The following is an 18,584-nucleotide window of genomic DNA, read 5'->3' on the forward strand; positions in this document are numbered from 1 at the left end:
TAAATCTCCCGCGGACTGCGCGAACGGCGCAGATATAACTTAATTTTAAAGCGAAAGATCCTATTAGTATGGAATCGCAAACAGTAGTACAGGAAGTTATTTACAATGCTCCTGTTGAAAAAGTGTGGCAGGCGCTTACCGACAAAGACCAGATGAAACAATGGTATTTTGACATTCCTGATTTTAATACAGCGCCAGGAAGCCGTTTTGATTTTTATGAAGGTCCGAAAAAAAAATACCGTCACCGGGCTACCATTACCGCATTGATCCCTTTGCAAAAATTACAGCATACCTGGGCCCACCCGGATCAAAGCAAGGGCACTTCTTTGCTCACCTGGGAGCTGTTTCCCAAAGGCGATCAAACCCGCGTACACCTCACCCATTCCGGCTTAGAGCAGTTGGCTGATGGCGGCCCCGCTTTTGCAAAAGAAAATTACGAACAGGGTTGGAATACCATTATGAACACGTCACTTCGCAATTTTCTGGAACGGTGAGTATTATTTTGGAAGAACCTGTTTTTTGTTTTGTTTCGATCTTCGGTACGGTTTTATAACGCACAATAAAAACAATACACAATCCCAATCCTGAAAGGGCCAACAGTGCCCCTACCAACGAGGGATAATTATATCCATACCCGTTTTTTAGCGGAACGCCACCCAAAAAGGCCCCCAGGGAATTGGCAATATTAAAAGCCGCCTGCATGATTGCAGCCGCCATCATTTCTGATTTTTTCGCAGAACGGATCATCATAATATTTACGGGCGTACCCAACGACATGGATAGGGCGCCGCAAATAAAGGTTAACGCCAAAGCTACCGGCTGATTTCCTGAAAAGAAGAATACACAAACCAATCCTGCCACCATCAGGCCCAATAAGATGGCGGATGCCTTTGCAGGAGGCATATGGTCTGCCATATAGCCGCCTATAAGGTTTCCGACCACCATGCCGGCTCCCGCAAGGATCATAATCGAAGACATGGTGTTCTCACTAAACCCGGTAACCTGTGTCATCAGCGGCGCTATATAACTAAACCAGGCAAACAGGCCTCCAAACCCAATCCCTGTAATGGCAATGATCAGCCAGGATCTTTTTGTCATCAGGAACTGCATATCTTCTTTAAGACTGGTCACTTTCTGGCTGGGAAGCGCCGGAAGCCAGAAATGCAGAAACAGAATAGTCAGCAGCCCTATTGATGACACCACACCAAACGCATACCTCCAGTTTAGGTGATGCCCGACAAACGTAACCAGGGGCACCATGGCCAGGTTGGCAACAGTTAACCCTGCAAACATCATTGAAATCGCCTGCGCCTGTTTGCCTTCTTTTGCCAGGCGTGAGGCAACGATCGATCCTACACCAAAAAAAGCGCCGTGTGGTAAACCTGAAAAAAAGCGCGCTAAAAATAAGGTATAGAAGCCGGGGGCCAACGCCGATAACCCGTTAAATAAGGTAAACAGCGCCATTAACCCGATCAGGATTCTTTTAGGCGGATATTTAGCCGATAGCGCCACCAGCACCGGGGCGCCTACCACCACTCCCAGTGCATAGGCTGAAATAAGGTAGCCCGCTGCCGGTATGGATATATTCAGCGAAGCGGCCACATCCGGCAACAAACCCATGATCACAAATTCTGTAGTACCGATGCCTAAGCCCCCCAACGCCAATGGAAATAGTTTTCTATTCATTCAAATTTATTTAATGTGTATAAAGTACACATTTTTAACCAATTAAAAAAATACGGCACCTCAATGGGAAGCGCCGCGGGTGCAAAGGTACAATTTTTTAAATTAACCGGCTTTTTCGGCCTTATAACCGTTCTGCAGGAGCGCCTGAACAACGGCTTTTTCGGCAATAGCACTGCCGGTGATCGTTAATATTCTATCTGTATCCTTCAGGTCAACGGCCCAGTCTTTTACTCCGTTGATGCTGTTCAGCGCCGGAGTTACTTTACTTATGCATCCTTCGCATTTCAGGTTTGTTTTAAATTTTACTATGTCCATTTTTTTGAGATTTATTTATACAAAGTTCCTAAGAACCGATACTATGGTTGTTACAGCATTCCTTCCATTATTTACAACATTTCCGGTTGCCGCAGCAACTTTTTACATTATTCCTTGTTCTATCCATTACCGCTATTAAATAATTGACAGTTAAAGGCAATTAAAACATCGCACCATGACAGGAAATCCGTTAACCGGCGTCCGCTACTCCATACTGGATCTTGCAACGGTTTGCAAAGGCGACACTGTTCACCAAACCTTTGAACGCAGTCTGCACACCGCACAGCACGCAGAAACCTTGGGCTATACGCGTTATTGGTTCTCCGAACATCATAATATGGAAAGCGTGGCCAGCGCCGCTACTTCCCTGCTGATCGGGTATGTGGCCGGGGGCACCCAAACGATCCGCGTGGGTTCCGGCGGTATCATGCTGCCCAATCATTCACCGCTGATCGTTGCGGAACAATTTGGAACGCTGGGCACCCTATACCCGCACCGTATCGACCTTGGGTTGGGCCGCGCCCCGGGCACGGATGCGCTAACGGCCATGACCATCCGGCAGGCTCCTATTAATATGCCTTACGATTTTAAGGAAGCCATTGAATCCTTGCAACAATATTTCAGGAAAGAAAATAAAACGGCAAAAGTGCGGGCATTGCCCGGGGAAGGCGTTGCCCTTCCGATATGGATCTTAGGCTCCAGCACAGACAGCGCCTTCCTTGCTGCCGAAATGGGGTTGCCGTACGCATTTGCCGCCCATTTTGCACCGCAGCAGCTAAAAGCCGCCCTGGAAATTTATCACAGCCGTTTTCAGCCGTCCGCTGTTTTAAAAGAACCGTATGCGATGGCCTGTGTTAATGTTATTGCTGCAGACAGTACTGCAGAAGCGGCATCCCTTTCAACCTCCTTATACCGCATGTTCCTGGGCATTTTTACCAACAGCCGCTCACCCTTGCAACCGCCGATCCCTTATGAAGAAATGGAGCAGTTATGGACGCCGGAACAAAAATATGGGGTAATGCATATGCTATCGGAAAGTTTTATTGGCACCAAAGAAAAGATCAAAGAGGAACTTACTGATTTCGTTACCGCAACCGGCGTTAAAGAATTAATGCTTATTTCACAGGTTTTTGATCAGCAAAAAAAATTGCATTCTTACTCCCTTATCAGCAACTTGTTTAAGGGCCGCTGATCAAAGTGCAACCCCGTGGCTGTCTTTTTTTGCAACCACTACAAAGCCTGTAGCCGGTTCTTAATACTTTTTAACCGCAGGGAAAGCGCTACCTGGGCAACGCCCAGCATCAATACCGCTACAGCAGTGTAAACTACGATGGTAAGCCCACCAAATACAGGGTTCGAGATCATCATCAGGGCAAAAACAATACCTAATATGGCCGCCATCAACGCCCAGCCCCAGCCCGATATGCCCAGTTTTTTCAACGCAAATGCGTGCATAATCCCCAGCACAGCCCGGAACAGGATCACAAACCCGATATACATCGGCAACACCGCCATGGTAAGCACAGGCGATGCAATCAGGAAGATCCCAAACACGGTGTCCACAATGCCGCCAAAAAGCGCCCAGCCCCAGCCCGCATCATGCCTCTTACTACTTACGGCATACAATACTTCAAAAATACCGGAGACCAAAAAAGCCGCGGCAAAAAAAACGGACAAGGCAAGGTAAGAAGCCAGCGGCTGATTCAAAATATAAAATCCCAATAAAATAAATAAGATACCCGAAACCAGGAGCAACCACCAATTCTTCAATCGCTCCTGCAGCATTTGTGTAGCCATTGTTTTTTGTTTTTGTGGTGAAGGACAAACTCTTTTACACCATTAAAATTACGCTATAGTTTCGCAACGTTCAAAAAACAATGTTTGACCCATATTCTGTAATTATCGTATCTTCCTTACAAGAATTGTTCGCTAATGAAATATTGTCTTTTTGTTTGGTTGCTGGCCTGCAGTGCAATGTTGCCCACCAGCGCACAGCATGTTGCTGATGCAGCTATCCTGAAATTGATGGATCAATATAACGCAATCGGGCTGTCTGTTGCCGTTGTAAAGAACAATAAAATCATTTATAACAAATCTTATGGCTATAAAAACAGGGAAGATAAAACCCTGATTCAAAATACCGATCTGTTCCGTATTGCATCGATCTCCAAATCTTTTACCGCAACCTCGCTGATGCAACTGGTTGACGCAGGAAAGATCAGTTTAGATGATGAAGCATCCAAACTGATCGGCTTTAAAATCAATAACCCAAAATTTCCCGATGTCCCGATCACCTTGCGCATGCTGCTGTCGCACACCTCCAGCCTGAATGACCAAAACGGTTACTTCAACCTGGATGTGATCAACCCGGGTAAAAACCCCGATTGGGCCCGGTGTTACAATGATTATAAACCCGGAACCGGTTATGAATACTGCAACCTGAACTTTAATCTTGCCGGAAGTATTCTTGAAAAGATAACAGGCGTGCGCTTTGACCAATACGTACAACAACACATCCTGCTGCCCCTGCATCTTTACGGCGGGTATAATGTTGATTCGCTCGACAGGAACCGCCTGGTGCCGCTGTATGAATATAACGATTCAACCAAAAGCTTTGCGGTAGCGCCCCGCGCTTATGCATCGCCCAAAGCAACCCTGGCGCACTATACAATGGGCTACAGCACGCCTGTTTTCTCACCTACCGGCGGTATGAAAATATCTGCACTGGACCTGGCAAAGTACATGATGCTGCACATGAATTACGGCACCGGCAATGGCGTGCGGATCATTTCGGAACAAAGCAGTAAGACGATGCAAACCAAGCTTTCTGATAAAGAGCATTACGGGTTGGCCTTATACTATACTGATAGCCTGATCGCAGGGAAACGAATGGTAGGGCATACGGGAGATGCCTACGGTTTGTACAGCAGTATGTTCTTCCAACCCGAAGAAAAATTCGGGTTTGTAGTCATCACTAACGGTTGTCTTCTTCAATATAAAAATTCGGTAGTAGCCTTGCTGTATGATGCGATAAATCTTCTTTACCAGGATTTCATTCAATGATGATACCTGATGTTAATGCTCCAGCAGATCAACATATTCCTGCGTATCATAGTTTTCCATGCCCACCATACTTTTTATTAACGCGCCCTTCTCGTCAAAAATAAAAGTAGCGGGGATGCCTTCCACATTAAATAAGGACGGTAGCTGCTCTCCAGGGAAGAAGACGGGCAACTCAATTTGCTGAGCTTTTTTAAATCCGATGCCGGCAGCGGGATCGTCGTCGACCGATAATAAAACAAACGTTACTTTATTTTTATCTGTTTTTTTAGATAATTTCTGAATGGAAGGCATTTCTGCACGGCAGGGCGGGCACCAGGAAGCCCATATATTTACAAATACCTTTTTACCTTTTAATGAATCAAGCGCCACGGCCCGTCCCTGTTCATCCATCATTTTAAAATGGGGAAGACCTGCAGTATGACTGCTATCTGCAGCAGGCTGATGCACGGTATCGTTTTGCACCGGCGCTGCAACAGTACCTGCCGCTTCCGCCGTTTTTTTATCCGCCCCGCTTTTACAGGCGGCTATTGTCAGTAGTGCAGAAAGCAATGCACCTGAAATAATTCTTGTTGTCATTTACTGGTTTTAAAGATATGCCGGATACTATTCAATTTACCGGATCGATGCGAATATAGACAAAAGCCCCGTAACCGGCGGCGTACCGCTCACCACACCAATAGCCAACCCTATTCCTAAATAGCCGCGTCCCCGAAGTGGGTGTACTCATTCAGCTTGGAAAGCTCTACTACAGTACCTTTTCCTTCCGGGGATTCATAGTATACCGGAACAAATTTTGCGCCATTCACAAACTCATCAAAGGTGTAGCTGGTGCGGGCTATAACGGTATTGGAAAAATCTTCATCAAATGCCTTCAGATACACCATCATTTCAAAATCGGCCGCCGCCAGCTCTTCCATCGTCATATTATAGACAGGACTGTCTTCGTTAATCGGATGCACTACCGTCCAGGTAATATGCAAGGTATTAATCGTATTGAATTGCAGGGGTAGTGAATAATATTTATAATTGGTGTCCCCGTTCGTATTAACCAGCATACTTATTGTTACCTGTATCGACACTTCGCTCAGCGTTGCATTTTTTATAGGCGCCAGCCGGAACATGATCGACTTGCCGCCCCGAAAAGGAGCGATAACGGCATGTTTACTAAACCGGATATAGGCTCTGGGTTTTACAAACCGGCCGTACAGCAGGCCGGTGATGATGGCCAGCGTCAATATGCCCACCAACGCCTCAATAGAGGCAATCGTATTAGTAATAAATCCCACAGGGCTGATACGTCCATAACCAACCGTAGTAAGTGTTTGAGACGAAAAAAAATAGGCTTCCTCAAAAGTCTCGAGGGGCGTTCCCCTCACTAATCCCTGCAAATGAGGGATACAGAAAAAATAATAAACCGTTGCAAATAAAAAGTTGATGGTGGTATAAAAGCCAAGGATCAGCAATACAAATTTAACGTTCCCGAGGTTGATCAGATAGTTATAGATACTGTATTTATCAAAAACAGAACCGGTCTTATTAATAACATTTGCAGACCCGTCCTTATTAATAAAACGGGCGAATTTAGAACTGACGGCTGTGTTTAATCCCGTATTATCAACGGTTTTGCCCATATCGCGTTTTCTGCCTATTGCCATTGTGTGAAATTATCGAAAAGCGACAATATTTCAAACGGGGATGCTGAATGCAGAACGCAAAATGCTGAATGCAAGATCAGGAGCCGGGAATCTGTATTCTGGGATAGATGACCAACGTCAAACGCCAGGCGATAACCGAAGAACGCAAACTGAACCTGCAAACTGAACCTGCAACCTGAAACCTGCAACCTGATCAGGCCTTGATCATCAAAATGGAACCAGCGGCGATCAGCACCACGCCCAACAAAATTTTCCAGTTAAAAGATTCACTTAGAAAAAGAAGCGATAAAATAAAAACAAACGGAACGCTTAATTTGTCCACTGCCGCTACCTGTGCCGCCCGGCCCAGTTGCAGCGCACGAAAATAACATAGCCAGGAAAGGCCGGTAGCTACGGCGGATATTATTAAAAAAATAAGCGAGTGTTTCGATATTGTGGCCAGCCCCTTCTGCTTCTGTTTTACAAAAACAATAGCCCAGGCAATGACCAATATTACTACTGTTCTGATGGCGGTGGCCAGGTTGGAGTTAACATTTTCAACACCTATTTTTGAAAAAATAGCGGTAAGGGCTGCGAAGAAAGCGGATAACAATGCATAGTACCACCACATAATAAAAATTTAGGGTAATAGTTTAACGAAGCCTAATCCATAGGAGTGAGCTGCCACCTGCGGGTAAAAATAGACGGTTTTATTTTCCTTGTTCTTTTTATTTCCGATCTGCAATTTGTTATAGAGGAGATAAGAGAGGTTGGTAGACGCAATACCAAAACCAGCGCCGGCAACAATATCGCCCAGCCAGTGCCGGTTTTTATACATACGCAACGCCCCCGTTGCTGTTGCGGCAACATAACCACCAATGCCGTACCAGGGCGATACATCCTTATATTCCCGTCGTAAAAATTCGGCGGAAGCAAATGCTGTTGAAGTGTGCCCGGAGGGATAGGACAAATTATTGCTGCCGTCAGGCCGCTCTTCTTTGGTAAGATGTTTCAGCGGCGTAACAAGGGCTGCGTTGATCCCAAGGGCCATTCCGTAAAGGATCAATTCGTGGGGAGCCGTATTTTTTCCCTTTATCCCCAGTGCCTGTAAACCAAAAACCGCCGCACCTGGTGCAAATTGTAAGACGTTATCCACGCGGGTTTTGAAGCCCGGGTGGCTCTGTGTAATTTTATCCTGCAAGGTTACATTCCAACGCTTTAAACCGGTACCATCAATAAGCGAACCTGCCGCAATTAATGCAGCGGGTGCAATAAATTGCTTTATTTTGATCTCATTGCCCGAGGCGGGTGCTGTGGCTTCTATTGAATCTGCAGGTGCCGCGGGAGGTTGGCCTCCTGCAACGGCAGCATCCTGTGCAAACACTCCTGCACTTCCGGAAAACAACAGAATGATCAGCACAATTTTCTTCATCAGCCTATTCTTTGTTGATCGCTTTTCAGCAAATATTTTCTTAACAAGCAACCTCTCTTCCTGCTTATAAATGTAGCCGGACGGATAAATTTATTACACGTCCCTCAATCGAAGCCCACAAGGGTTGAAACTGCGGATCTGTTATGGAACCGGTATACAGAGACTCTGCCTTGCTCTGACGATAATTTAACAGGTTCTCGCAATTCACTACCAAACTTACATGTTTCCCGATATCTTTTCGCACCATAGCCGCCATAAACATATAGTCCGGTGTGTTGGTAGCATCCAATCGTTTCTGGCTTCCAGTATAAGAGCCCTCCAACCCTACCATCCAGCCGTCTTCATCAAAATCGCGCACGAGCGTAAAGGCCATCCGGTTCCTGGGCGTTAGCGGCATAAATTGATTTTGCGCCAAATAATTGCGCGTAACCACTGTGTACGTATATCCTGCATACAGCTCCCATTCATGAATAACCGCTTTTATATAAGTATCAAAACCGCGGCTCACCACTTTTTTATCGCCATTCTGGTAATGAAGATAATTAGTAGCATCCACCGTACCGTAAATAGGGTCGGCAATCTGCGTTAAAAAGAATGCCTGGTTAATAAAGATCCGGTTACCGTTTTCCCATCGCTTTTTATAATTCACTTCCGCATTATAGCCGATCGATTTTTCAGGCATAATATTATCCGAGAGTGCTGCAATTCTGTCCGGGGTATAATCCATATACCAGGGCGTAAATGGATTCGGTGCTTTATAGCCCCATCCTATTCCCAGGCGTGTGGCCCAATGTTCCCCGAGCTTGCTGAAAAATGCCAATCGTGGTAAAAAGAAGTTGCCGTATTGCTGGTGAATATCATCCCGCAGGCCCAACTCTAACGTGGCAACCTCTTTAATGTTCCAGGTGTTCTGGGCAAAAGCGCCAACGGTATTGTTGTTCAACGCAGCAATGGGTATAAATAAATTTTGATGACTGGCTTTGAACTGGTCACCGGTCACATTCACCCCGGCCACAAAACTGTTCTTATTACCATAGGGAATCAGTGTCGACAGCTCGCTGTAATAGCTCAATTGGTTGCCCCTGTAATTCAGTTGCGCGTCCGAATAATTATTGGTAAAGTTGCTTACGGTATTTTTAAAATACAGGTTCTTACCATCGTTCAGGTGATGCTCCACGACGAATTCCCCGGTTTGCCGCAGGGTATTATTCTGCTCAAAATATTGATGGAAAGTATCGGCATGTCCATCCAGCACCTGCATGTCGCCCCCTTTTGAATTATTGGCGCTGGCACTATACCCAAAAATAATGGTGGTATTCTTCGGATAGAAAAACAAGCGGGGATGAACATTGTAATTGTCCAGACGCGGCACATCGGAAAAACCGTCCTTATTCACGTCCACAGGATTTTGATGCGTGTACCCCCCAAAGAATGTATACCCCATGCCCTTGTAACGTTTGGCCAGGTACAGGTTCGCATCGCTTTCTTTTAAGGTGGTCTGGTTCAGTGTTAACACTCCTTCCTGTTCTGTAGTGGGGCGTCGTGAAATAATATTCACCAGCCCGCCGATGGCCCCGCCACCATACAGAGTAGAGGCAGAGCCTTTTACCAATTCAATCTGCTGCAGATCCAATGGCGGAATGGTTAAAATACCAAAGCCTCCGCTGAAGCCATCATACAAAGGCATTCCGTCACGAAGTATTTGAGTATACCGGCCATCCAGTCCCTGGATGCGTACATTCGAGTTACCCGACACCGCGCTCGTTTGCTGAATTTGCACCCCGCTTATGTCGCCAAGAACACTGGCAATATTGGACGGCCGGATGGTATTCTCTTCACCCATCTCCTCTTTGCCTAGTACTTCAACTTTTATGGGCGCATTTTCTATCGGCTGATTATTCCGTGTGGTAGACACCACCACTTCCTCCAGTTCCTTTTCGTCGGCATCCATTTTTACCGGAAGAATTGTATCGCCGGTGATATTGATCAGCAATTTTTCCCGTTCATATCCTACTGCGGAAAAAGAAAAGCTGTGAATGCCCGCCTGTAGCGATAAGGAAGCGGCGCCGCTGGAATCAGCAACAGCAACGGTCTTTGCATTTTCTGATACGGTAACACCCGGAACCGCTTTGTGTGAAACAGGATTTTGAAATTGAAACTGCACCCGTGATTGGGCCTGCACGCCAGCAACCGCACAACAACTCATCAACAAAACTAAAACCTTATACATCTCTTCCACTACGTTTAATCTTTTTGCGCGCGCAGGAAAGCACCTTTTGCATCAAACAAATAATCCGTCTTTTTTATTTCAGCTTCATACTGAATGGTTCCGTCTGGCTTTACAATCTTGGCCGTTTCTTTTATGGGGCCCAGTTTCTTCTGTGCGATAAATTCTTTTGCAGCCCTGGGAAATTCTTCCTGGGATATGGCGGTTTCGGTTTCCTGCAGCTTGCCCTTCTCATCATATAAGGCACTGGTCTTTACATTTTTGCTGGTAAAGGAAGCTTCATAATTTCCGTCTTCCAGTTCCCATTTGGCTTTTACACCCGGGTATTGTTTTTGAAAGGCTTCCTTAACAGAAGCGGGAGGGGCTTTCACTGGTTTATCCTGTGCGAAGCCGGTTGCGGCTATTCCCAGGAAAAGGCTGGTCATTACGATAACTGTTTTCATTGTTTTTTTAATTAGAATAAAGCAATAAAAAATAACGATGTAAAAATGGGAGGCGATGTTGAAGAAAAACGGAATTTTCAAAGGCCACAATGCAGATAGAAAGAAAATATATCCGATTAGCAATCCTGTTCGAAATGGTAATAAATTCAGAATTCGAAAAAGTCTAAGAAGTTGTTTAGACTTTCAGGCTTCATTGCATTTCCCGCATTCCGATAAATCGGAAGCCGATTTTTTGCGCAGATCCCAGATAGCTATCGGGATCGCAGAAAATCAATCTGCGGAATCAGCGGGAAGGCCAGGCACACTACCGGAACACTACAGAAAAACAATGTTTATTATCGGCAAAATCATAAGTAAGTTTGTATCCATATAATGCCGTGATCTGTTTGCAGATCTCCAGCCCAAGGCCCATGCTTTTTACGTTGGCTGATTGTTTGCTAAACCGGTGAAAAATGTGTGCAGGATCCAGCGGCCCGTCCCCGGCTGTGTTTGAAATAGTAAATACTTTTTCTTTAAGACTGATATATATAGCACCTTCCCGTACCGTATGGCGCAATGCATTGGAAAAAAGATTACCGATAAGAATATCGATCAAAGAACTGTTGCCGCGAATGGTCAGTGCATTGATAGTTTCCCGATGCAGCGGGATATTTTTTTCCTGCGCCATCTCCGTAAATTGTTCCATTTGGTTTTCAATGACCTTTTGCAGCGCTATCGATTCCGTTTCGGGGAACTGATTGTTTTCAATTTTGGTAAGCAGCAGCAGGCTCCGGTTCAGCCGTTGCAGCTTCCGCACGGCTGTGGTCAATTCTTCTACCAGCCCCGCCTGCTCCTGGTTTACGGAAGTTTGTAATAACAGGTCCAGCTTGCTTTGTATTACCGCCAGGGGTGTCTGCATTTCATGCGAGGCATTTTCCGTAAATTCTTTTTGCGCCTTATAAAGCGACACGTTGCGTAGTAATAATTGCCGCAATGCCTCATTAAGATTGCTGAATTCTGTTATGCGTGTGCTGGCAAAAACAGGGGTAGCATGTTTATCAATACGGTAATGCGTCAGCTTCAGCAGCGTATCCTGAAATGGCTGCAGCATCTTTTTTGAGAACCAGCGGTTCATATAAAAGAGGCCGGTGAATAGTAACATAATTACAAGCAATTGTATCGTAAACACACTTGCAAAGAGATCATCATCTTCAAGCATTGATTTTTGTATCTCCAGCTCATAGTTCCGGCCATGCACATTAATAACGGTGTGCAGGATGCGGTGCTTCACCCGTTCATCATCTTCCGGTATGTACACTTTTTTGCTATAAAAACTGTCGGCTCCGGTTGTCAGTGTTGTTGGTTTTATTATTACACTGTTATTGTAGGAGGTAAAATTGATCGTTGTGTCCCGGTTCATCGTTTGGGCCACCCAGTATTTCTGATAGGTAAGCGACTCATCCAGGTTATTGAACATGATATGCTTTACCAGCAAATAAAATAAGGGCACCGATAACAAGGTCAATAAAAAAGTAAACAGTGCATACCGGGACGATATATAATAAATCAGCTTCACAGGATTTCCAGTTTATACCCCATACCATAAACCGATTTAAAATAATTATCACATCCCGCTGCCGCCAGCTTTTTTTTCAGGTTTTTTATATGCGCATAAATGAAATCGAAATTATCAAACAGATCTGCATCAGCGCCCGACAAATGCTCTGCTATAGCCGTTTTGGAAAGTACCCGGTTTTTGTTCACAATAAAATAAACCAGCAGGTCAAATTCCTTTTTCGTAAGCTCTACTGCTTCACTATTAATCGTAACAATGCGGGACGAAGTATCCACCTTTATTTCATTCAACACTAATTCACTACTGCCTTCAAATCTCCTGCGCCGGATCACCGCCGCCACACGGGCGCTTAGCTCAGGCAGGTAAAAGGGCTTGGCCAGGTAATCGTCTGCGCCTAGTTGCAGCCCGGATATTTTATCAGTCATTGAGTCCTTGGCAGAGATCACGATAACGCCGTCCGTACGCTTATCCTGCTTCAGAGCCTTTAAAACATCCAACCCGTTCCCGTCCGGCAGCATAATATCCAGCAGGATGCAATCATAATCAAATGTCTCCGTTTTTTCAATAGCCTCTGAGTAGGTAGTAGCAACTTCGCAGGAATAGTTTTCCTGTTTCAGGTAAGTAGCAATACTTTTACTGAGCGCGGCTTCATCTTCTACAATAAGGATCTTCATCACCGGCAAAGGTGAATAATAAAATTGAATGAAAGCTGAATTTTAGCTGTACCCCGGCCCTTAGAAGTGCACATCAATGATACTGCTTAACGGGATCAGCACCCCCCCTTTAATGGAAAGATACCTTTCCGCTAGTGACCAAACAGTCGTTTCAATAGATTTTGGTCCTTCCGTAGTATTAAAGGTTATGGTCGTTTTGCTTTTAAACTCATTGCCCAGTCGAACAGCGTATTCCAGCCGTTCTCTCCAGTGAGCGCTGCGGTCTTCTTCCGAATGGATTATCTGATAATGTTCAATCTCTTCCTTTGGGATCAAATTTTCAAACATACGGTCTTCTTTTTATCAATAATTCAAATCAAATTTAATAGTATTTATTATACTTGCTTAAAACGATTTTACTTTTTGTGCCTGCAGCGCCGGAGCGCCTGCCGGCAGCGATTCTTTTACCTTTATTTCATGAATGGATATGTGTAACTTTTTTGAAGGGTAGCTTCATATTTAAGTATATTTGGTATAATGAGCAAGTACAGGTCAAATTGTCCACTCGCCCGCTCGCTTGATATTGTGGGAGACAAGTGGACCTTATTGGTGTTACGGGAAATTGTGGCTTTCCGGCGCACTACTTTTAAAGAAATAGCGCAAATGAAAGAGGGCATCGCTTCCAATATTCTGGCGGACCGGCTGGAAAAACTTACAAAGGAAAAACTGGTAACCCGCAAACAAAGCACCACCAACCGGCTCGTTTACTACTACCAGCCTACACAAAAAGCCATAGACCTGTTACCGATGGCGCAAGCCTTAGCAGCCTGGTCTGTAAAATATCTCTTCAGGAAAAACGAAACACCGGCAGCAATGAGTCTTTAAAATATAGTGCCGCACCAGAACTTTTTAACAGATTTTATTAAAAAAGAAACAACCCCTGCCGCATGGAAAACATCATTACAGGAATGGGGCACCGCTGGTATCTTCCATCAGAAAAGTTAATCATTACCATAAAATAATCCATTATTTTCGCAAACTTATTTTTAGCATGACCCGATTTTTAACCCTTATAAGTATCCTTGCTATTTTATTGACGCCCAGCAGGTCAGCAGCGCAGTCGAGAACAGCATTTTATGAGGCATTTGCCGGCAAATCAACTACTGCTATTGATGCCCAGCTCCGCCAGTTAGGGAATTACGCCGGCGGCGCTGAAAAGCAGGCATTTGCCGGTGCGCTGGAGATGCGTAAGGCCGGGTTGCTGAACGTGCCTGCAAAAAAATTGGCGCTTTTTAAACAGGGGCATAAAAAACTGGAAGCCGCTGTTGCTGCCAGCCCGCAAAACGGGGAATTCCGGTTGTTGCGTCTTATGATACAGGAAAACGCCCCGAAAAACCTGGGCTATTCCAAAAATATCACAGAAGACAGCAAAATGGTAAAGGAACAATATACCTCCCTGCCACCGGCTGCCCGGCAAAGCCTCAGGAATTATAGTAAAATATCAAAATCACTAGCTGGACTTAATTAAACATGAATAAAAGGATATTAGCGGTTTACTACACACAATCCGGGCAAACAAAGCAAATTCTAGACTCTTTTTTGCAGCCAATGATTGCGCAGGATGTGGAGATCGATTACCTTCAGGTGCGCACCCAACACGTGTTTCCGTTTCCCTGGAGCACTCCTGTTTTTTTTGATACGGTTCCGGAATCGGTGGAAGTAATCCCGACTCCCCTACAGCCCTGGACCACAAAATATGACCGGTACGACCTGATCGTGCTGGCATGGCAGCCCTGGAATTTATCGCCCAGTATTCCAATAAACTCCATTTTACAGGACGATCGGTTTAAAGCGATCATAAAAGATACGGCGCTTGTAAGCATCTGTGGCTGCCGGAATATGTGGATCAACGCCATGGAGAAAAACAAAAAATTGTTTGCAGTTGCGGGAACAAAACACGTGGGCAACATCGCCCTGGCAGACCGGCACCTGAACCACCTTAGCTATATTACTATTTTTCACTGGCTGGGTACCGGGAAAAAAGACCGGAAATGGGGCATCTTCCCGCTGCCCGGTGTGTCCGACAAAGATATTGCCGGCGCAGCCGTTTTTGGCACTACCGTGAACGACTCCCTGGCAGCCGGAAATTGGGAAAATCTGCAGCCCGCATTGCGGAAGCAGCAAGCCGTGAATGTTAAATATTCCCTGATGTTTATTGAACGAAAAGCAGGGAAAATTTTCCAGAAATGGGTGAATATCATTAACCAACACCCACAGAAAAGGAAAAACATTCTTGTTGCATATAAATATTATCTTGCGGTGGCACTGTTATTGGCCTCTCCTATAATATTATTAGTAGATTTGATATTGATCCGGCCGTTTAACCAAAAAAAGATAAAACAGCAATTAGACTATTATTCAAGTGTAGATTATAACCCGAATATATGAACGACGTTTTTATTAACCGTACCTCGCATTATTTCCCTAACAACCCGGTTTCCAATGATGAAATGGAGGAATACCTGGGCTATATCAATGGAAAACCATCAAAATCAAGAAGAATTGTATTAAGAAATAACGCTATAACTAATCGCTATTATGCCCTGGAAAAAGGCGGAAAAATAACGCATACCAATGCGCAACTAACCGCGGAGGCCGTCAAAGAGCTTTTCAAAAATGACCCGGAAGGCATTAAACATATAGATGTATTGTCCTGCGGCACCTCGTCGCCCGACCAAATGATGCCTTCCCATGGCTGTATGGTACATGGCTGGCTGCCGGAGCTGGGCTCCATTGAAGTAGTGTCGCCTGCGGGGGTTTGCTGCGCCGGTATGCACGCGTTGAAATATGCATATATGACCATAAAAGGCGGTGACGCCCATACGGCGATCGCTACCGGGTCCGAACGTTTTTCAGCCTCATTGGTGGCCAACCAGTTTGAAGACGAAGTGCATAAACTGGAGGCCCTGGAAGAAAACCCTTACATCAGTTTTGATAAAGAGTTTTTACGCTGGATGCTATCCGACGGAGCAGCAGCCTTTTTATTATCCGATAAGAAAAATGAGGAAGGCCTTAGCCTGAAAATTGAATGGATGGAAGGCATTTCTTATGCCGACCATATGGAGGCCTGTATGTATATGGGCGCCGAAAAGCAGCAGGATGGCCATCTTAAAAGCTGGCTGGAATTTGATCATGAGGAACAGAATGAGCATTCCATCCTCAGCATTAAGCAGGATGTGAAGCTGCTAAGTCCGAATATTGTGCCGCTGGGTGGTAAAATTTTGCCGGAATTATTTGAGCGCCGCGGTCTGAACCCGGATGATATCACCTGGTACCTGCCCCATATGAGCAGTAATTTCTTTAAAGACAAAATATACGACGAACATATAAAACTGGGGCACCACATTCCCTACGAAAAATGGTTTGTAAACCTCAGCAGCGTGGGCAATGTAGGCGCCGCCTCCGTTTATTTTATGGTGGACGAGCTGTATAACAGCGGCAAGTTGAAAAAAGGCGATAAAATATTTTTACTGGTGCCGGAAAGCTCCCGTTTCAGCTATATGTATGCGCTGCTGACGGCGGTGTAGGATGCGAATAGGCAATGATGAAAAGTGAAAAGCATAAACAGTTTTTCACTTTTTTTGTTCCCGATTATAGCTGTTTGTTTCTGAAACTATTTAACCGCGAAGGCGCCAGGACGCGAGGCTTTTTAAATCTGCGCCATCTGTGAGCCTTACACTCTCTATTTTGACACACTAAATACCTTTTCAAAATTGCTTAAATTTGTAGGGAATCAGTTTTTGTGACAACAGCATTAAAACGCGAAAAATTGAGTAGGATTGCCGGACGATGCAGGGAGTGACACAACAGGCGCTGATAGTAATTCAAAAGCCCGATCAAAAATAAAAATGAAAAAAGAAGAAATTCCGCAGGATGAGGGTGCCTTGGGCAAAATTGCCAAAGAAGTGACCTATATAGTGGACGAGCAGGGCAACTATGCCACCGCGCAAAGTACCGGCTGGGAGGTGAAAACCGAAGCGCTGAATGTGGCCTGGCATGATGTGGAAGAAAAGATCGAAACAGCCAAACAAAAAGTATTAAGCGGCGAAGCCAGCCCCCTGCTTTATTTTATGGAGAAAAAGATCATGGATCCCGGCATTTTGGCCTCCTATATGGGCCATTGGAAATGGACCATAAAAAAACATTTAAAACCATCCGGCTTTCAAAAACTTTCAGAAGAAAATTTAAAAAAATACGCAGCACTTTTTGAAGTGTCCGTTGAAGAACTGAAAAATCCTTTTAACAAATAGGTCATGACTAATGGCTCATAGTTCATGGTGCTGCTATGAACTATGGACTATGAACTATAAACCATAAACGATATAACTTGGAATCTCAAACAGCAAATTTCAACCACCTCCAGGCTGCTCATTGTGAAAATGGCGTCACCACTGCTTTATTGGCCCATTATGGCGTGCATAAATTAACCGAGCCGCTTGTTTTCGGCATCGGCTCGGGACTGTTTTATATTCAATTGCCCTTTATGAAAGTAAATGGCGGACCCGCGATTTCCTTCCGCACTATGCCGGGATTAATTTTTAAACGCACCTGTAAATCCTTAGGCATTCCGGTGACCCGTAAGAAATACCGCTCCCACGAAAAAGCAATGGCAGAACTGGACGAGCGGTTGCGTGCCGGCAAACCTACCGCCTGCCAGGTAGGGGTTTTTTACCTGACCTACTTCCCCAAAGAATACCGCTTTCATTTTAATGCGCATAACCTGATCGTGGTGGACAAACGGGATGACAACTATATCATCAGCGACCCTATTATGGAAGGACTGGTATCATTGAACAGTTATGAACTGGAGCGTGTTCGTTTTGCTAAAGGCGCTTTTGCCCCACGTGGACAAATGTATTACCCCGGCGACAATCTGAAAGAAGCCACGGATGAGCAACTCCGCCAGGCGATCATTACCGGCATTAAGCGCAATTGCCGGGACATGCTGCATATTCCGGGGAATTTTGGGGGTGTCAGCGGCATTGCTTATACCGGGAAACAGATAAAAAAATGGAAAGAAAAACTGGGGGACCAAAAGGCCCGCAGCTACCTGGCACAATTAGTACGCATGCAGGAAGAAATTGGTACCGGCGGCGGCGGTTTCCGTTTTATCTATGGCGCTTTTCTGCAGCAGGCAAGGCAGTACCTGCATATGGATGAATTGCTGGATCTGTCGAAACAATTTACCGCTGCCGGTGATAAATGGCGCGATGCGGCCATACAGGCGTCGGGTATTTATAAAGGCCGGTTAACCACACAGGCTGATTATGACAATATGGGTGATCGCCTGATCGAAATTTCGGCGCTGGAAAAACAGGCCTTTCAGCAATTGAAAGCACTGATCAAAAAAGCGAAGTGAAGTTGCAGGTTTCAGGTTACAAGTTAGCGCCGGCATTAAGCATCAAGCATTCCGCGTTAAGCATTCAAGGCGAAAAGCCCGTTGTCCGAATGGGCCCTACCTGTAACCAGCAACCTGTAACCGGGAACAGAATTTAACGCTTTCACATTCCCGCATT

General features: G+C 45.2%; 21 protein-coding genes. 9 read left to right on the forward strand and 12 right to left on the reverse strand.

Going from position 1 to position 18,584, the window contains the following annotated elements:
• Positions 1 to 68 precede the first annotated feature (68 nt).
• Positions 69 to 494 (forward strand): SRPBCC family protein, encoded by a 426-nt coding sequence (locus NIASO_RS12120; RefSeq protein ID WP_008586173.1) that lies wholly within the window; start codon positions 69 to 71, stop codon positions 492 to 494.
• Here the strand turns inward: NIASO_RS12120 and NIASO_RS12125 are convergent.
• Entirely contained in the window at positions 457 to 1,686 is a 1,230-nt protein-coding gene (locus tag NIASO_RS12125) for an MFS transporter (protein WP_008586175.1), read from the reverse strand. The two genes, NIASO_RS12120 and NIASO_RS12125, sit on opposite strands and share 38 nt — an antisense overlap.
• Positions 1,687 to 1,788: 102 nt before the next feature.
• Positions 1,789 to 2,001 carry a heavy-metal-associated domain-containing protein gene (locus tag NIASO_RS12130; protein WP_008586178.1) on the reverse strand — a complete coding sequence of 71 codons (213 nt, stop codon included), beginning with the start codon at positions 1,999 to 2,001 and terminating at the stop codon, positions 1,789 to 1,791.
• A gap of 175 nt (positions 2,002 to 2,176) precedes the next feature.
• Here NIASO_RS12130 and NIASO_RS12135 point away from each other — a divergent pair, with 175 nt between their 5' ends.
• Positions 2,177 to 3,193 (forward strand): LLM class flavin-dependent oxidoreductase, encoded by a 1,017-nt coding sequence (locus NIASO_RS12135; protein ID WP_008586180.1) that lies wholly within the window; start codon positions 2,177 to 2,179, stop codon positions 3,191 to 3,193.
• 38 nt (positions 3,194 to 3,231) lie between these two features.
• Here the strand turns inward: NIASO_RS12135 and NIASO_RS12140 are convergent, their stop codons facing one another.
• A complete protein-coding gene (locus NIASO_RS12140) occupies positions 3,232 to 3,798 on the reverse strand; it encodes an HdeD family acid-resistance protein (protein WP_025298922.1) in 567 nt (188 codons plus the stop codon).
• Between the two features lie 135 nt (positions 3,799 to 3,933).
• Between NIASO_RS12140 and NIASO_RS12145 the strand changes: the two genes are divergently transcribed.
• A complete protein-coding gene (locus NIASO_RS12145) occupies positions 3,934 to 5,064 on the forward strand; it encodes a serine hydrolase domain-containing protein (RefSeq protein WP_008586182.1) in 1,131 nt (376 codons plus the stop codon).
• Positions 5,065 to 5,076: 12 nt separating this feature from the next.
• Here the strand turns inward: NIASO_RS12145 and NIASO_RS12150 are convergent, their stop codons facing one another.
• The 9 genes from NIASO_RS12150 to NIASO_RS12190 all read right to left on the reverse strand — a co-directional run bounded on the left by NIASO_RS12150 (position 5,077) and on the right by NIASO_RS12190 (position 13,356).
• Positions 5,077 to 5,640 (reverse strand): TlpA family protein disulfide reductase, encoded by a 564-nt coding sequence (locus NIASO_RS12150; RefSeq protein WP_008586183.1) that lies wholly within the window; start codon positions 5,638 to 5,640, stop codon positions 5,077 to 5,079.
• Positions 5,641 to 5,756: 116 nt separating this feature from the next.
• Positions 5,757 to 6,719, reverse strand: a complete 963-nt coding sequence (locus NIASO_RS12155) for an ion channel (RefSeq protein ID WP_025298923.1) — start codon at positions 6,717 to 6,719, stop codon at positions 5,757 to 5,759.
• A gap of 193 nt (positions 6,720 to 6,912) precedes the next feature.
• Positions 6,913 to 7,329, reverse strand: a complete 417-nt coding sequence (locus NIASO_RS12160) for an EamA family transporter (RefSeq protein WP_008586187.1) — start codon at positions 7,327 to 7,329, stop codon at positions 6,913 to 6,915.
• Positions 7,330 to 7,338: 9 nt separating this feature from the next.
• Positions 7,339 to 8,130, reverse strand: coding sequence for a phosphatase PAP2 family protein (locus tag NIASO_RS12165; RefSeq protein ID WP_008586189.1), 792 nt, complete (start codon positions 8,128 to 8,130; stop codon positions 7,339 to 7,341).
• A 64-nt stretch (positions 8,131 to 8,194) separates the two neighbouring features.
• Entirely contained in the window at positions 8,195 to 10,360 is a 2,166-nt protein-coding gene (locus tag NIASO_RS12170) for a TonB-dependent receptor (RefSeq protein WP_008586190.1), read from the reverse strand.
• Positions 10,361 to 10,374: 14 nt separating this feature from the next.
• A complete protein-coding gene (locus NIASO_RS12175; protein WP_008586192.1) occupies positions 10,375 to 10,800 on the reverse strand; it encodes a PepSY-like domain-containing protein in 426 nt (141 codons plus the stop codon).
• Positions 10,801 to 11,104: 304 nt separating this feature from the next.
• Positions 11,105 to 12,355 (reverse strand): sensor histidine kinase, encoded by a 1,251-nt coding sequence (locus NIASO_RS12180; RefSeq protein ID WP_008586196.1) that lies wholly within the window; start codon positions 12,353 to 12,355, stop codon positions 11,105 to 11,107.
• Entirely contained in the window at positions 12,352 to 13,029 is a 678-nt protein-coding gene (locus NIASO_RS12185; protein WP_008586198.1) for a response regulator transcription factor, read from the reverse strand. Before NIASO_RS12185 ends, NIASO_RS12180 begins: the two co-directional genes overlap by 4 nt.
• A 60-nt stretch (positions 13,030 to 13,089) precedes the next feature.
• The gene (locus NIASO_RS12190) at positions 13,090 to 13,356 is read right to left on the reverse strand and encodes a hypothetical protein (protein WP_008586200.1); all 267 of its coding nucleotides are present in this window, start codon (positions 13,354 to 13,356) and stop codon (positions 13,090 to 13,092) included.
• A 189-nt stretch (positions 13,357 to 13,545) separates the two neighbouring features.
• Here NIASO_RS12190 and NIASO_RS19950 point away from each other — a divergent pair, with 189 nt between their 5' ends.
• The 6 genes from NIASO_RS19950 (at position 13,546) to NIASO_RS12220 (ending at position 18,427) form a co-directional block, all read left to right on the forward strand.
• A complete protein-coding gene (locus NIASO_RS19950; RefSeq protein WP_008586202.1) occupies positions 13,546 to 13,893 on the forward strand; it encodes a winged helix-turn-helix transcriptional regulator in 348 nt (115 codons plus the stop codon).
• 166 nt (positions 13,894 to 14,059) lie between these two features.
• Positions 14,060 to 14,536 carry a hypothetical protein gene (locus NIASO_RS12200; protein WP_008586204.1) on the forward strand — a complete coding sequence of 159 codons (477 nt, stop codon included), beginning with the start codon at positions 14,060 to 14,062 and terminating at the stop codon, positions 14,534 to 14,536.
• 2 nt (positions 14,537 to 14,538) lie between these two features.
• A complete protein-coding gene (locus NIASO_RS12205) occupies positions 14,539 to 15,456 on the forward strand; it encodes a hypothetical protein (protein ID WP_008586205.1) in 918 nt (305 codons plus the stop codon).
• Entirely contained in the window at positions 15,453 to 16,595 is a 1,143-nt protein-coding gene (locus NIASO_RS12210; protein WP_008586207.1) for a beta-ketoacyl-ACP synthase III, read from the forward strand. The genes NIASO_RS12205 and NIASO_RS12210 overlap by 4 nt, the downstream gene beginning before the upstream one ends.
• 321 nt (positions 16,596 to 16,916) lie before the next feature.
• Positions 16,917 to 17,318, forward strand: coding sequence for a hypothetical protein (locus NIASO_RS12215; RefSeq protein ID WP_008586209.1), 402 nt, complete (start codon positions 16,917 to 16,919; stop codon positions 17,316 to 17,318).
• Positions 17,319 to 17,395: 77 nt separating this feature from the next.
• A complete protein-coding gene (locus NIASO_RS12220; protein ID WP_008586211.1) occupies positions 17,396 to 18,427 on the forward strand; it encodes a BtrH N-terminal domain-containing protein in 1,032 nt (343 codons plus the stop codon).
• The last annotated feature ends 157 nt before the right edge of the window (positions 18,428 to 18,584 follow it).

Source organism: Niabella soli DSM 19437 (assembly GCF_000243115.2).
GTDB classification, from domain to species: Bacteria; Bacteroidota; Bacteroidia; order Chitinophagales; family Chitinophagaceae; genus Niabella; species Niabella soli.